The following is a 15,434-nucleotide window of genomic DNA, read 5'->3' as shown; positions in this document are numbered from 1 at the left end:
GGTGAAAGGCTGAACCTAGAAGCGGATAGCGGCGGGGTGAAAATTAAGATCAAGAGCGCGATTGCTGATGATGTTCAGACGCTTGTTTTTTATGAAATAGAAGATACAGCTAAAGATAATCAATATGTGATCGATTATCATGAGGGTAGTTCTGTAGAGAACGAATATAAAATCATGAGTAGTGAAACATATCCAAAGTACTATCCTCCTGACCTTAAATCGGCTGAAAATAATAAAGAAAAGAACGTGTTTCACGGAAAGATGAGTCTGCTGCCACTGACAACAGATAACGGGACAATCAAACTGAAGATCACAAAGCTTCAGAAATTGATTCGTGATTCCTCTGACCGGAATAGTTTTAGTCCTTACGAGAACATGGAATTTGAAACAGGAGAGTGGAACTTCGAGATCCCTGTAACAAAACAGCCCTCTATCGAATATGCATTGGATGAGGAAACAGAAGTCGAGGGGATTCCGGTTCGATTTAATAAACTAACCATTGCTCCAACAGCGACGATTCTGCAATTTGCAATTAGTACTGAACATCCAGAGAAGCGGATAGACTTTCTTAATTTTGACAATCTAGAAGTGAACAATAAAAAATTCAAAGCTGAAATCTATGGCGGCTCTTTATTGGATTCATTTCCAGACGTGAATTGGAGTACTTTTCAAACACACTTTGAACCACTTTTTGGTGAAAAACCAAAAGAGGTCCACGTTCAATTCGCATCTGTTCATTTAACGTTTGAAGACACATTTATCATCGAATTGGACGGGATTCGGGAATATCCTCAAACCTTTGAATATGCGGGCAGTACAATCTCGATCGACAAGGTAGAAGTTGGACAGCCTACCATTGTTGTCATAAGCAATCGTGAAGTTGAGAATCGAGCATATCAGTCGCTTCACTTCAATATTGTGGGTGAGGATGAAAATGAACCTATTTCAATGGAGATTAATTCTGAAGGAGTGCTCTTTGATAAAAACGGGATTGAATACGATATGAATGAAAACCCTTTCGTATATGATAAGATCGAACAGCCTCGTTATTTCGAAACAGTTTATAGCTACGGGCTACAAAGTAACAACGCTGAAGAGAAAGTGGTTCCTAAAAGGCTGGAGATTTATGGATATAATTCAACGAAATATTTGGATGATGTTGTGAAGATTTCGGTGAAATAAAATGTGAAGTTAAGATAAGATTATTTCAGTTTAAAAATTCGTCAACATCCCATGTATTGCCACATACATACGGCACACGTCGAATGTGTAGTGCAGATAGTAATAATATATTCTTCACTACCATCCCTCCCTTTAAAGTACATGTATAACACTACAACTATATGAAAAAGCCCTTATTCAGGGCTTTTATTGCTCTTTTTTAGTACGCTTTCTGCTGTATCTATTTCTCCCCAATCCATAATGTTTTTTCTTTTTGCCTCCTTATAAAGATCATTCACTGAAACGGTATTTTGGGTTTTCGAAGAAAAGCTTTTCTCATCCTGTTCCATTAGAAAGCACCTCCCTGTTAATTGTTAGTTATTCTGTTACAAACAGAGCAATTAATACAAGGATTCATGAATAATTCCTAATTTTGCTGACCAATAATCAGCCGCAAGCTGAATAAAGTCTTTGGCAATGCTGCTTAAGTAACTGCCTTTTTTGTAACTGGCGTAAACCTCCCAGACTGGTTTTTGTTTAATCGAGAAATACGAAACGCAGGGGCTCTCCATGGCGTATGTAATGGGGAAAACCGAGCAGCAAATCCCTTCGTCGACCATATGGAATAAGTTGTGGCAGCTTCTGGTTTCTAAAAGAATAGTAGGCCTGAAATCCTCTTCAGCAACAAGATTTTCGTAAATTTCTCTTAGTGTGGAGCCTTTTTGCATAATCGCAAAAGATTCATGTTTAACGGATTCCAAGCTGATTTCAGGAAGCTTTTTACCCCATTTTCCTCCAAGGTGCCCAAGGGGATGTGCTCCCGGAACGGCTAAAATGATTTCCTCGGAACAGATATGGATATACTCGTCATTTGTTTTCTGAAAGCTTTGTAAGGTTAAAAAGCCAATGTCAAGATTTCCAAGTTTGATTTCTTGTTGCTGCTGTTTTACCCCCATTTCAACCGGCTCTATTTTTACATTCGGATATTTTTTATAGAAAAGGGGATAGATGGAGGCAAACATTTCTGGCCCGCGTTCCGGCGGTAATCCAATGACTAATTTCCCCTTTTTCCTCTCCACTAAATCATTTATTTGGTTGTAGGTATCTTTTTTAATATGGACGATCTTTTTTGCGCTTTCTACATAAATCTCCCCTGCACGAGTTAAGTGCCAAGTACCTTTGGAACGAACGAAAAGCGGGGTTCCCAGCTCTTTCTCCAGTTTTAAAAGCTGCTGGTTTAATGCAGACTGTGTGATAAAAAGCTTTTCTGCTGCTCTCGTGATATTATTTTCTTCCGCAATTTTAAGAATATATTCGATTTGTTTTAAGTCCATGTTTAAAAATGCTCCTCTTAACTCTTAATTTTATTAAGAGAAATCTAAATTTTATCCCTTTTACTTTTTGTTGATTTCAGATTACGATTTTTTATATGAAAGAACAAGTGTAAAGGCGGGAGAGGCATGGGACTTACTCAATCTATTAAGATTAATGAAAATGATAACGTTGCCATTACGGTAAATGCCATTTCAGCAGGCACCATGATTAGGGAGGATATTACTGCTAACCAAGATATTCCCCAGGGGCATAAAATTGCCTTATGTGATATTCCTGAAGGAGAGACAATTGTCCGTTATGGTGTTCCAATCGGATATGCGCAGCAGAAAATTAATAAAGGTGACTGGATTAACGAGCATATGATTACACTTCCTAATCCCCCATCTTTGGATGAAATGAAATTTGCCGTGAATTTGGTGACAGATTTACCTGAACCGCCAAAGAAAACGTTCATGGGATTTCCAAACTCGGATGGTGGATATGCAGGGACCAGAAATATATTGGGGATTGTGACAACCGTTCAATGTGTGACGGGCATTTTAAATAACGCAGTAAAGAAGATTAAAGAAGAGCTCTTGCCGAAATATCCAAATGTAGATGATGTGGTTGCCATAAATCATGCCTATGGATGCGGCGTGGCTATTAATGCTCCGGAAGCAAAAATTCCGATCCGGATGCTGCACAATATTGTGAAACATCCTAACTTCGGCGGGGAAACAATGGTGATCTCTTTGGGATGTGAAAAACTGACCTTAGAGATGTTATTGGATGAAGAAGATATTACTCATGAAAATGTGGTGGTATTTCAAAATGTAAAGGGCCATGATGCCATTATGGCCGAGATTTTGGCAAAGGCAGAAACGAAGCTGAAAAAACTAAATGTAAGAACTCGTGTCGAACTTCCTCTCTCCAAGTTACTTGTCGGGATGCAATGCGGCGGAAGTGATGCCTTTTCCGGTGTGACGGCTAATCCAGCTGCCGGCTACGCTGCCGATATGTTGGTCCAAGCGGGTGCGACCGTCATGTTTTCTGAAGTGACGGAGGTCCGCGATGGCGTCCATATCATTGGCGAACGTTGTATAAATGATGAAGTTGGCAAAAAATTAATAGCCGAGATGAAATGGTATGATCAATACCTGGAGAACGGTCAAGTGGACCGATCGGCCAATCCGACACCAGGTAATAAAAAAGGCGGACTTTCCAATATTGTTGAAAAAGCGATGGGGTCGATTGCCAAGTCAGGTAGGTCACCCATCGTAGAGGTACTTTCCCCGGGAGAAAGACCTACTAAAAAAGGGATGATTTTCGCCGCGACGCCGGCAAGTGACTTTGTGTGCGGTTCTTGTCAGTTATCCAGCGGAATGACGCTTGAAGTATTTATGACGGGATGCGGAACTCCTTATGGGCTCGCATTGGCGCCGGTTATTAAGGTATGCTCACGGAATGATATGAAGGATATGTGGCAAGATTTGATCGATATTAATGCCGGACCGATTGTAACAGGTGCCGCAACCATAGAGGACATTGGCACACTGCTTTTTAATGAAATGATTGATGTGGCAAGCGGTCATAAACAATGCTTGGCAGAAAAGTACGGTCTTCATAATGATTTTACTTTATTTAATCCAGCCCCTATCACCTGACGGAAGAGGGGGAATTTATTTAAAATCACAAATCGGTTTTTCAGGCAGGAGAGTTTGACATGCGAAGTTACCTTATTTTGGGGATGTGCGCATTATATTTAATTCAATATTTTTTAGCGTTACCATGGCTTCAATTGGTGGTGGTGGCTCTTTCGCTACTCGCCTTTATAGGTAGTGCATTAAAGGTCGACCGCTTTCCGCACTGGCTTGGAATTTTTATGATGACTGCCGGCATCATAATTGATCGTTGGTTGATTTCCGCGACCGGGCCGTACCCATGCTAAACAATGAAATTATGCTGTTTATGAGTGCCGGAATGTTAGCCTATGCCATGAAAGGAACTAGTGCTGCGGATCGTGTCAGTACTTTTCTTGGCTATTTGGCACACCAATCCTTTTTTCTATTTGCTGCGGCGGTCATGATCATTGTCCTGTGCATTACCTATAAGGGCATTCACCAGATCGCTGCGATTGGAGCTCTAGCGATGCAGCTAAATCCGGCAGAATTAGGGATGAGCAACATGGGATTAGCGTTATTATTATTACTGACCTGGTCGATTTCAACGGCGCTCAGCCCATTCTCGGGTCTTAATCTAATGGTAAGCCGTTTTGCTGGAATATCTGGAGTTCAAACAGGCTTAAGATTAAATAGTGTCCATTTGTCTATTTTAGCCCTAATTGGAATCTCTATTATTTCGGTTATACATTAGGGGGGGAAAACAGCCCTCACGTTCGAAAGTAAGGGCTCCTTTTCTTTATGAAGAATGCTTCATTTTATATAGCACATATCCGGTAAAGAGCTGAAACAAATCAATGAAATTTTTGGGGTTCTTGTTTGTAAGGATTTCAATTCTTTGAAGCCGGTAGGCTAAGCTGTTCCGGTGGATATGAAGCTTATACGATATGGCGTTCATATCACCGCTGTTTTCAATAAAGCAAAGAAGGGTTTCCAATAACTCCTGTCCTTTTTGATTTTCTTCCAGCTGCGCGTAAAAAGGAATGATTTCATCAAAAGCCACATTTTTATTTGTTAAATAATCAATAAATTTTAATTGTGGATAATCAGAAATATTCTGTGCGAATTTCAGACTTTCAGATATCTCGATCGCTCTTTTTGCTTCCTGAACTGATTTCGCCAGGATCTCATGACGATCCCCGATTCCTATCTTTGAGTCCTGAGCGATAAGGGGTTCTAACCGATTGACAATATCACTGGTATCCGGAACGATAAATAGATGGCTTTCCTGATTAAGTTTAAAGGTAAATTCCTGAGCGAATAAAGATGGCTGTTTACGTAATTTCCCTTTTATGATGACGGCTTTTCGAACCAATTTTAGGTTAACCCCAATCGCCTCTGCACTATTGAAAAAGTCTGTATCATACTCATCATTCCGAAAAGCCCAATGATACAGAAATTCCTCCACCCTTTGTTCCTTTATTCTTCTTTCTTTGAATAAAAATTCCTGGCCGATTAATAGCTCTGCTGTTACACGGACCAGTTCGGCAAAAGGTGCGACAATCCGCGGATCACCGCTTATGCCAATGACCCCAATCGTCATATTTTGAAAATGGATGGGAATGTTTACACCTGGTTTTGATGATCCTTCCGGTTTATAGATGGTTATCATGGTTCCTTGTTCAATGGCAGAAACGGCTCCTTCATGAATGGTGCCCACCCGCTTTTTATCTCCGCTTCCAATAATTAATCCATTTTCATCCATGATATTTACTTTATAGGGAATAACGCTCATTACCTTATCAGCAATCTCTTGGGCTAAAACTTTATTTATTTTCATATGTCCTCCTAATGAAATGAAAAATAGTACACTCTATTTGCACAAAAAAAAAATAAAAATATTATCCATTTGACTGATGATTTATTTGTAAGACAATTATACAATAAAAATGTAAACGTTTACTATTGGAATTTTAAGAAGTTTTACAGGTTGTGATGATTGTAGAGTAGTCCCTTGGCCGATTTATCTTGTAAAGAGAAGAAGTTTTACGTTTTGTTTAAATGCCCTAAAGGCGCCAAACAGTTTAATATCTTACTGGAAAGGAAGATAAACATGCCCTTATTGTATGTTGCTTTAGCAGTTGTCGTTTTGCTAATTTTGATGATTCCGTTAAAAATGAATGGATTTATCTCATTGTTATTAACTTCTTTATTTGTTGGTTTTTTAGTAGGCATGCCGCTCGACAAAATTTGGGGTTCGATCTCTAATGGTCTCGGAGGCCAGCTCGGAGGAACGGCGATTATTGTCGGACTTGGAGCCATGATCGGTACGTTGATGGCAGATGCTGGTGCCGCTCAGAGGATTGCTACTAGACTAATGGACAAAATGGGAATAAAACGTGTTCAACTTGCTATCTTAATCGCATCTTTAATCCTTGGCGTTACGATGTTCTATGAAGTAGCATTCGTATTAATCATACCTCTTGTGTTTGTGATTGTTCGCCAAACAAAATTAAATCTACTTTATGTAGCTTTACCGATGTCAATCGCATTATCAACAGCCCATAGTTTCCTTCCACCGCATCCGGGACCGGCTGCAGTTGCTGGAGTTTTTAACGCTAACATGTCATTAACGCTTCTTTACGGTTTGATTATTGCCATCCCTGCGGCATCTTTTATTGGATTAACATGGACTCGGGTGCCTTTCTTCAAAAAAATTAATCCGTCAATACCTGAAGGACTTGTTACAAACAAAACATTCAAAGAAGAAGAAATGCCAAGCTTTGGCGTAAGTGTTTTTGTTGCACTTGTACCAGTATTATTAATGGCAATTGATGCAGTTTGTACATTATTTTTGCCGAAGGAAAATAGTTTTAGACACATAATGGATTTCGTTGGTTCTTCCAATATGGCCCTATTGATTGCCCTATTACTTGCAATGTGGCTTCTTGGACCAAGAGCTGGCCGTCCTCTCAAAGATGTAATGCAATCATGTTCTAATGCGGTTAAACCAATGGCCATGATCATCTTGGTAATTGGAGCAGGCGGTGCCTTTAAACAAGTATTGGTTGATGGTGGTATTGCCGACTACATTAAAGATATCACAGGCGGTTTGAATATTTCTCCGATTATCCTTGCATGGTTAATCGCAGCTCTTTTACGTATTGCTCTTGGATCAGCAACCGTGGCTGTTATGACAGCAGCCGGTGTGGTTCTGCCAATTGCTCAGGCATCTGGTGTCAGCATGGAATTAATGACTCTAGCCGTCACTTGCGGAAGTATCTCGTTCTCACACGTGACAGACCCAGGTTTCTGGATGTTTAAAGAATACTTAAATTTATCTGTAGGCGAAGCCATAAAGATCAGAACAACCTACACCACGGCTCTCGGTATAATAGGCTTAGCAGGTGTATTAATACTAAATCTATTTTTCTAAGAAGATATGTAGTGGGCAGTAACGGTTTATAGAATTACTGCCCGATGATTTTTGGATATAAGAGATTCAATTACTCTTTATATAAATAGGAAGACTTGAAAGTAAAATAAGATTAAGATTGGAGATAATATCATGTCAACAGTGCAAAACACAGTAAAAACTACTCCCGTCGTAACCGAAATGAATGTATACCCTGTCGCTGGTCGTGACAGCATGCTTCTTAATCTAAGTGGTGCCCATGGTGCTTATTTTACAAGGAATATTGTGGTCCTAAAGGATTCATGCGGAAATATTGGTGTCGGGGAAGTTCCCGGCGGTGAAGGAATTCGTAAAACACTTGAAGATGCAAAGGAATTGGTGGTTGGTTCATCCATCGGCCATTATCATAATATCTTAAATAATGTACGAAAAACATTTGCTTCACGTGATGTAGCAGGACGCGGTCTGCAGACCTTTGATCTCCGAATCACCATCCATGCTGTAACAGCGATTGAAGCGGCATTACTAGATTTACTGGGAAAATATTTAAATGTACCGGTTGCAGCGCTTTTAGGGGAAGGGCAGCAGCGTGAAAAAGTAAAAACATTGGGTTATTTGTTCTACATTGGTGATCGAAATAAGACAGATATACCGTATTACAGCAATCCGGATGCTGAAGAAGAATGGTATCGGATCCGTCACGAAGAAGCTTTAACACCTGAAGCAGTGGTCAAGCTTGCCGAAGCATCGCACAAGCTTTATGGATTTACAGACTTTAAATTAAAAGGCGGCGTTTTAGAAGGCAAGGAAGAAATTAAAGCGATTAAGGCTTTAAAAGAAAGATTCCCGGATGCTAGAATCACGTTGGATCCAAACGGAGCTTGGTCCTTAAATGAAGCGGTGGAGTTATGTAAAGATATGCATGGAATATTGACCTATGCGGAAGACCCATGCGGCGCAGAAAACGGGTATTCAGGCCGTGAAATCATGGCGGAGTTTAGAAAACAAACTGGGCTTCCGACCGCAACCAATATGATTGCAACAGACTGGAGACAAATGTCTCATGCCATCGCAATGCAGTCTGTGAGCATCCCGCTTGCAGATCCGCACTTCTGGACGATGCAGGGATCTGTACGTGTAGCCCAATTGTGTAATGAATTTGGTTTAACATGGGGTTCACACTCTAATAACCACTTTGATATTTCACTTGCCATGTTCACACATGTAGCAGCGGCCGCTCCTGGTAATATTACGGCTATTGATACACACTGGATTTGGCAGGAAGGCATCGAGCATTTAACCAAAGATCCATATAAGATTGAGGATGGTTATCTCACCATTCCTAATAAGCCAGGATTGGGGATTGAACTGGATATGGATCAAATTTTAAAAGCGAACGAGCTATATAACAACATGGGATTAGGTTCCCGTGATGATGGCGCCGGAATGCAGTTTTTAATTCCAGGCTGGAAATTCGATAACAAGCGTCCGTGTCTTGTACGATAGAAAAGCGGAAACGCCTGTTTAGCAGTTAGGCGCTGGAGCTGGACAATTCTTAAAGTATAATCGTATTTAATAATTTCAAATAAAAATGGGGTGACTAAAATGTCACCCTCCATTGTTTAAAAAAGAAAACAAGGAAAAGGACAGATTATGATGAAAATTGTGCTGGCGCCAGATTCATTTAAAGAAAGTATGACGGCGAAGAATGCTGCCCTTGCAATGGAAAAAGGAATCAAAAAGGTATTTCCCCATGCAGAATGCGTGATTGTTCCCATGGCAGACGGCGGGGAAGGAACGGTGGAATCGCTCGTGAGTTTCTCTAACGGAGAAATCATTAAGACGGAAGTAATCGGACCAATAGGAAAAGAAGTTATAGCCGAATATGGACTTTTGGATGAGGGGAAAACCGCTGTGATTGAAATGGCAAGTGCCAGTGGATTAGGTCTCATTAAACCCGAAGACCGTAATCCACTAGTAACGACTACCTATGGAACGGGTCAATTAATTAAGCATGCCCTCGATCAAGGTGTGAATCGATTTTTAATTGGAATTGGCGGAAGTGCTACCAATGATGGCGGGATGGGAATGCTTCAGGCACTTGGTGTTTCTTTTAAGAATCAAAATGGTGATGAACTGCCGTTTGGCGGCGGCGCTTTGGAGCAGCTGCATTCCATTGACATAAGCGGATTAGACGCGAGGCTTAAAACGGTAAAAATCGATGTGGCTTGCGATGTCAACAATCCCTTAATTGGTGACAATGGCTGTTCCGCTATTTTTGGCCCGCAAAAAGGGGCAGACCCGGAAATGGTGAGCCTCCTTGACCGAAATTTAACTCATTTTGCAGAAGTGATTAAGACAGAGCTGCAGCTCGATATTGCCCATATTGCAGGTGCAGGAGCAGCCGGCGGACTCGGCGCGGGATTAATGGCGTTCTTAAATGCCCGGCTAAAAAAGGGAATTGAACTTGTCATCGAGTATACGGGACTTGAAGAGAAAATCATCGGAGCGGACTTCTGTTTTACAGGGGAAGGAAGTATTGATGGTCAGACCTTGTTTGGTAAAACACCGTATGGAGTGGCTGCCATTGCAAAGAAACATTCGGTTCCTGTAATCGCTTTTGCCGGCAGAATAGGCCATGGTGTTGACGTTTTATATCACCATGGGTTTAACGCCATAATAGGCATCTTAAAAGGGGTTACCCCACTCGAGGAAGCTCTCGAATCCGGTCGTGATAATTTAGCTTTCACTACAGAAAATGTTTGCAGGGTATTAAAGATTTAACTAACCTATTCATTGCTCGTCATTCAGCTGTGTTTGTGAAGTGTTTTTCAAATTGTGAATATGAAAAAAGAACGACGGTTATATGATAAAAAATGTGTAATTTTTTGTTGATTTGCCTAATGATTTATTTGTAAGACAAATATACAATTAAAATATAGATGACTAGTAACATTCATGGGAGAGATCCAATTATGATGAATATAGACGATATTAAAGGAATTGTTGTTCCTATCATCACACCAATAGACAAAGACGAAAAGATCGATGAAGCAAAGCTGCGTTTTATGGTAGACCATGTGATTGAAGATGGAGTCCACGGGATATTAGCTTTCGGAAGTAACGGTGAATTTTACGCGTTTGAAGAGCATGAATTAAAGGATGCTTTTGAAGTGATCATGGATCAAGCAAAAGGCCGGGTTCCCGTTTATTTTGGAATCGGGGCCATTCGAACAAAACAGGCCGTTCTTCTAGCTAAAATGGCGGAAGCAATGGGGGCGGATGGGATTTCGATTCTCCAACCTATGTTTCTAAAGCCAACCTTTGACGAATTATATGATCATTTTAAAGCCGTGGCAGATGCCGTTCCAAACACAGCTGTACTGCTTTACAATAACCCAGGCCGAGTTGGCTACCACATTTCTGTTCAATTGGTTGATAAACTAGCCCGGGATGTTGGCAATATTGTCGGCATAAAGGATTCAAGCGGAGATTTTACGATGCTAAGTGAATTGGTCCGATGCACAAGGGATTTGAATTTTAAAGTCATGGCCGGTAAAGATACACTTGTATTTCCTGGTTTGTGTATAGGGACAGTTGGCAGCGTTTGTTCAACCGCCAATATGTTTGGCCCGTTGGTTACGTCGATTTACAACAAATATATGGCGGGTGACCTCGCGGGAGCATTAGAGGCACAATTCAGGTTAAATCCCGTTCGTCTTGCCCAGGACAAAGCGACCTTCCCTGTTGCTACCAAGGATATGGCGAATTTACTCGGATTAGAGGTTGGCGAATGTGTCAAACCTATTCAAAGCAGTAAAGGGGCAGTACTGGAATCACTAAGAAACTCAATGGCGGAAGCCGGGTTGATAGAAAAATAGATTACAAAAAAATTAATCTGAAGGAGTAGATATAATATGAAGAAAATCGGATTTATCGGACTTGGAATTATGGGTAAGCCTATGAGCAAGAACCTGATCAAAGCCGGATATCAATTAATTGTCAGCGATTTTAATCAAGATGCAGCTAAAGAACTCCAAGAATTGGGTGCAGAAGTAGAAACTACTCCCAGGGCCGTCGCCGAAAAGTCAGATATCGTCATTACGATGCTGCCTAATTCTCCGAACGTGAAAGAAGTAGCTTTAGGAAAAAATGGGCTGATTGAAGGCGCGCGTGAAGGGTTAATTTATGTGGATATGAGTTCCATTGCACCGGCTGCTTCCCAGGAAGTATATAAAGCATTGGTGGAAAAAGGAGTAGAAATGCTGGACGCACCTGTCAGCGGCGGGGAGCCAAAAGCAATTGATGGAACCATCTCCGTGATGGTTGGCGGAAAGAAAGAAGTTTTTGATGAAGTGAAAGATGTACTATCTGCTATGGCAGGATCGGTTGTCCTAGTAGGAGAAATTGGCGCAGGTAACGTAACAAAGCTTGCCAATCAAGTGATTGTTGCCTTAAATATCGCAGCTGTTTCTGAAGCATTCGTATTAGCGCAAAAAGCGGGTGTGAATCCTGAAGCTGTTTACCAGGCAATCCGCGGTGGCTTAGCAGGAAGCACCGTTTTAGACGCAAAAGCACCGATGATGCTGGATCGAAACTTTAATCCTGGATTCCGCATTAATTTGCATATTAAGGATTTAACGAATGCATTAGAGACAAGCCATGAATTCGGGGCTCCAACACCTTTAACAGCGGCGGTTCTTGAAATGATGTATGCCTTAAAAACTGACGGCCATGAGTTTGAAGATCATAGCAGTCTCGTAAAATACTATGAAAAATTAGCGAATGCTGAGGTAAGCCGTTAATTTTAAAATTCATATAAAAAAACCGCTGCAGTCGTTAAAATGTACCCTATGGAGTAGACACATAAAAAAAGTCTACCTGTAGGGTACTTTTTAATATTGGGACGAGACTAGGCACCGCCATTTAATTTTATTAACAATGACATCAATGTAGGCTTTTTTTCATACTATATTTTGGAGGTGAAAAATATGCCAAGAGTAAATTATCGAAGTTCGGACGTGGACTTAATGGCAAGGATGATGAGAGCAGAAGCCGAAGGTGAAGGAAAACAGGGAATGTTATATGTTGGAAATGTCATTGTCAATCGTCTTAAAGGAGATTGTTCAGACTTTAAAAATTTAAGAACAATTCCCCAAGTAATTTATCAAGTACAAGGAGGAAATTATTCCTTTGAAGCTGTTCAAAAAGGGAATGTATTTTATCAAAAAGCGAGAACTTCTGAAAAAAGATTAGCAAAAAAGAATTTGGATTATTGGAGAGAACACCCAGGGAAATATGCCCTTTGGTATTTTAATCCATATGCTCCATGCCCTCCAACATGGTACGGTCAACCTCATTCTGGTCAATTTAAAAACCATTGTTATTATGAACCAAAAGCTGGAACATGCGATAGTGTTTATATCGGAAGTTAAGCTTACTCTAGGAGTAAGCTTTTTTACATATTTATTACCTTGTCCGCAATTTCTTGAGCAAGAATCTTGTTTATCTTCATGAGAAATACCTTCAGTCATATGGATGTCCATTCCATCCTATTACTTGAATCCTTTGTTTATTTGCCTAAAAAATAAAACATTTATTAGTAGTTTGAATGATGATTTATGTGTAAGACAATTATACAATTAATAATGTAAACGGTTGCTTTTTTTAATCTATCGTCCTAATTTTATTTGATTTATCGTAACAAAACTCCTTACGGGGTTGCTACTGTAGCAAAAAAATATTCTATTCCTGTGATTGCTTTTGCCGGAAGAATTGGCAATGGGGTAGAGTCCCTATACGATAACGGGTTTAATGCTATTATTGGGATCTTAAAAGGCGTTTCTTCACTAGAGGAAGCACTCGACAACGGAGAAGCAAATCTAGCTTTTGCGGCAGAAAATATTTGTCGCATATTGAAACTATAGTTGACAGAACGCTGCTAATTTTTCGCAGCGTTTTATTTCTTACGGGTGATAAGGGAGGTTCAATATATTATAATAGGCTTACAAAAATGGCAAAACAAGGAGCCTAAATATGGATGAGACCCCCAAAGAAATAAAAGTAGTGTCAGTAAACCGCAATACATTATCCAAGCAGGTAGTTGAAAGTATTATCCAACTGTTAAATAGTGGTCAGCTGAAACCGGGAGATAAGCTCCCAACGGAAATGGAATTTATGGAAAAACTAAATGTCAGCCGTCCTGTATTACGTGAAGCGCTCAGCTCGCTTGAATCATTGGGTGTTATTACCCGCAAAACACGGGAAGGCACTTTTTTTAACAATAAAATTAGCAGTCATCCCTTTTCGATTATGCTATCCCTAGCACACGATAACCTACAGGCAATGGTTGAAGCGCGAATGGCATTGGAACTAGGATTAATTACGATTGCCGCCGAGAAAATTAGCGATGAAGAGCTCAAAAGACTAAAACAAACGATTGATGTGATTGCAAACAGTAAAGACAATGACTACGGGGAAGCGGACATTGAATTTCACCGCATCATTGCGTTAAGCGCCAATAATCCAATTGTGGAAGGTATGGTTGACTCGTTAATCGTAACACTTGTCAAAATTAACGATGAGATAAAAGTTCGTGAACCAGAACGAACTGTTCAGCATCATACGGCAATTTACAAGGCATTGGAAAAAAGAGATCCTTTTGAGGCATTTCATCAAATGTTTTTACATCTTGATTACGTTCGACATAAAGTAACAAAAAATCATAATCTTTAGGATTGGTATTATTAGTTGAAATTTAACGGAGATTTTCAAAAAATAAAAGTGTAGAGAGGATTCTCATGAAACCTAAAGTGATTGTATATAAAAAAGTAGATCAAAGAGTATTAGATTTTATCCAAAAAACGTGTGAAATTGTTTATTTTGAGAAACTAGATTCAAATACGTATCCGGCATTTCTTCATGAGTTAAAGAATGCGAATGGGATAATAGGTTCCGGGTTAAAAGTCGATGGGGAATTATTAGAAAATGCTCCCCAGCTAAAAATTGTAAGTAATATTTCAGTCGGCTATGATAATTTACAACTATCCGCATTATCAGCACGCGGAATAATGGCAACCAATACCCCAGAAGTATTAAATGACTCTGTCGCAGATACTATTATCGGGTTGATCCTATCCACGGCTAGAAGGATGCCGGAATTAGACCAATTTGTGAAGACAGGGCAGTGGAAAACAAATCTCGAAGAACCTTGGTTTGGAATAGATGTCCATCATAAAGTTTTAGGGATTATTGGTATGGGAGGAATAGGTTCTGCAGTTGCCAAAAGGGCGCACCTTGGGTTTGATATGGAGATTCTTTACCACAACCGTTCGAGAAATAGGGATGCTGAAGAAAAGTATAATGCCATGTATTGTTCAAGGGAAGAACTGTTAAAGAAATCTGATTTTGTCTGTCTTATGACACCGCTCACCCCAAAGACTGAAAAGCTAATGGGAAAAAGAGAATTTGAGCTCATGAAAGAATCGGCTATTTTCATCAATTGTTCAAGAGGGAAAACCGTGGATGAGGAAGCGTTAATTCATGCACTCCAAACAGGTGAAATTTATGGTGCGGGATTGGATGTCTTTGTCCAAGAACCAATTAATTTGGATAATCCACTGATTTCTATGGAAAATGTCGTTACTTTGCCGCATATCGGTTCTGCAACGTATGAAACGCGTTTTAAAATGGCGATGCTAGCTGCCACTAATCTCGTTTCCGGGATCAATGGCGAAATACCGGCTAATTTAATCAAATAAACCCACACCAAGCAACTTGATGGGCACACTTCATGGATCGGACAAAGAAGTTTGAAAGGTATTCGGATGGTCATTTCAGGATTGGAGTGAGTATGCAGGAATGCCTTACTATAGAGCTGGGATGAATTGACCAATCTAATTGAAGGAGCCTATTTAGTTGCATAC

The 15,434-nt window shown here is 40.2% G+C and carries 15 protein-coding genes; 12 read left to right on the top strand and 3 right to left on the bottom strand.

The window, feature by feature from the left end; genetic code table 11:
* A partial coding sequence (locus BANVL01_RS27855) for a DUF4179 domain-containing protein (protein ID WP_169803199.1) occupies positions 1 to 1,182 on the top strand: 1,182 nt, incomplete at its 5' end.
* A gap of 173 nt (positions 1,183 to 1,355) precedes the next feature.
* Here BANVL01_RS27855 and BANVL01_RS27385 read toward each other — a convergent pair.
* Together BANVL01_RS27385 and BANVL01_RS17545 are read right to left on the bottom strand one after the other, a co-directional pair.
* Positions 1,356 to 1,511 carry a hypothetical protein gene (locus BANVL01_RS27385; RefSeq protein WP_156482350.1) on the bottom strand — a complete coding sequence of 52 codons (156 nt, stop codon included), beginning with the start codon at positions 1,509 to 1,511 and terminating at the stop codon, positions 1,356 to 1,358.
* 51 nt (positions 1,512 to 1,562) lie between these two features.
* Positions 1,563 to 2,495 carry a LysR family transcriptional regulator gene (locus BANVL01_RS17545; RefSeq protein ID WP_066095722.1) on the bottom strand — a complete coding sequence of 311 codons (933 nt, stop codon included), beginning with the start codon at positions 2,493 to 2,495 and terminating at the stop codon, positions 1,563 to 1,565.
* Positions 2,496 to 2,621: 126 nt separating this feature from the next.
* Between BANVL01_RS17545 and garD the strand changes: the two genes are divergently transcribed.
* On the top strand, positions 2,622 to 4,139 hold the full coding sequence (garD, locus tag BANVL01_RS17540) for a galactarate dehydratase (RefSeq protein ID WP_066095725.1): 1,518 nt from the start codon (positions 2,622 to 2,624) through the stop codon (positions 4,137 to 4,139).
* Positions 4,140 to 4,386: 247 nt separating this feature from the next.
* Positions 4,387 to 4,848 carry a hypothetical protein gene (locus BANVL01_RS17530; RefSeq protein WP_169803198.1) on the top strand — a complete coding sequence of 154 codons (462 nt, stop codon included), beginning with the start codon at positions 4,387 to 4,389 and terminating at the stop codon, positions 4,846 to 4,848.
* Between the two features lie 45 nt (positions 4,849 to 4,893).
* Here BANVL01_RS17530 and BANVL01_RS17525 read toward each other — a convergent pair whose 3' ends face one another.
* On the bottom strand, positions 4,894 to 5,934 hold the full coding sequence (locus tag BANVL01_RS17525; RefSeq protein WP_066095737.1) for a CdaR family transcriptional regulator: 1,041 nt from the start codon (positions 5,932 to 5,934) through the stop codon (positions 4,894 to 4,896).
* Between the two features lie 273 nt (positions 5,935 to 6,207).
* On the opposite strand from BANVL01_RS17525, the gene BANVL01_RS17520 reads away from it, so the two are divergent.
* The 9 genes from BANVL01_RS17520 (at position 6,208) to BANVL01_RS17485 (ending at position 15,269) form a co-directional block, all read left to right on the top strand.
* Complete coding sequence (locus BANVL01_RS17520) at positions 6,208 to 7,530, top strand: gluconate:H+ symporter (RefSeq protein WP_066095738.1); 1,323 nt, start codon at positions 6,208 to 6,210, stop codon at positions 7,528 to 7,530.
* 132 nt (positions 7,531 to 7,662) lie between these two features.
* The gene (gene gudD, locus BANVL01_RS17515; RefSeq protein ID WP_066095741.1) at positions 7,663 to 9,015 is read left to right on the top strand and encodes a glucarate dehydratase; all 1,353 of its coding nucleotides are present in this window, start codon (positions 7,663 to 7,665) and stop codon (positions 9,013 to 9,015) included.
* Between the two features lie 150 nt (positions 9,016 to 9,165).
* Complete coding sequence (locus BANVL01_RS17510) at positions 9,166 to 10,293, top strand: glycerate kinase family protein (RefSeq protein ID WP_066097220.1); 1,128 nt, start codon at positions 9,166 to 9,168, stop codon at positions 10,291 to 10,293.
* Between the two features lie 191 nt (positions 10,294 to 10,484).
* Positions 10,485 to 11,390 carry a dihydrodipicolinate synthase family protein gene (locus BANVL01_RS17505; protein WP_218010675.1) on the top strand — a complete coding sequence of 302 codons (906 nt, stop codon included), beginning with the start codon at positions 10,485 to 10,487 and terminating at the stop codon, positions 11,388 to 11,390.
* Between the two features lie 36 nt (positions 11,391 to 11,426).
* Positions 11,427 to 12,314, top strand: coding sequence for a 2-hydroxy-3-oxopropionate reductase (gene garR, locus BANVL01_RS17500; protein ID WP_066095744.1), 888 nt, complete (start codon positions 11,427 to 11,429; stop codon positions 12,312 to 12,314).
* 186 nt (positions 12,315 to 12,500) lie between these two features.
* Positions 12,501 to 12,944 (top strand): cell wall hydrolase, encoded by a 444-nt coding sequence (locus BANVL01_RS17495; RefSeq protein ID WP_066095752.1) that lies wholly within the window; start codon positions 12,501 to 12,503, stop codon positions 12,942 to 12,944.
* A 255-nt stretch (positions 12,945 to 13,199) separates the two neighbouring features.
* Complete coding sequence (locus BANVL01_RS26845; RefSeq protein ID WP_082805043.1) at positions 13,200 to 13,436, top strand: glycerate kinase; 237 nt, start codon at positions 13,200 to 13,202, stop codon at positions 13,434 to 13,436.
* A 109-nt stretch (positions 13,437 to 13,545) separates the two neighbouring features.
* The gene (locus tag BANVL01_RS17490) at positions 13,546 to 14,244 is read left to right on the top strand and encodes a FadR/GntR family transcriptional regulator (protein WP_066095753.1); all 699 of its coding nucleotides are present in this window, start codon (positions 13,546 to 13,548) and stop codon (positions 14,242 to 14,244) included.
* 65 nt (positions 14,245 to 14,309) lie between these two features.
* Entirely contained in the window at positions 14,310 to 15,269 is a 960-nt protein-coding gene (locus BANVL01_RS17485; protein WP_066095759.1) for a 2-hydroxyacid dehydrogenase, read from the top strand.
* The last annotated feature ends 165 nt before the right edge of the window (positions 15,270 to 15,434 follow it).

Origin of the sequence: Neobacillus novalis NBRC 102450, assembly GCF_001591805.1 — a bacterium.
In the GTDB taxonomy this organism is placed as follows: Bacteria; Bacillota; Bacilli; order Bacillales; family Cytobacillaceae; genus Neobacillus; species Neobacillus novalis.
Note: the sequence above shows the minus strand (reverse complement) of the source record. Positions and strands in the feature narration are given on the sequence as shown.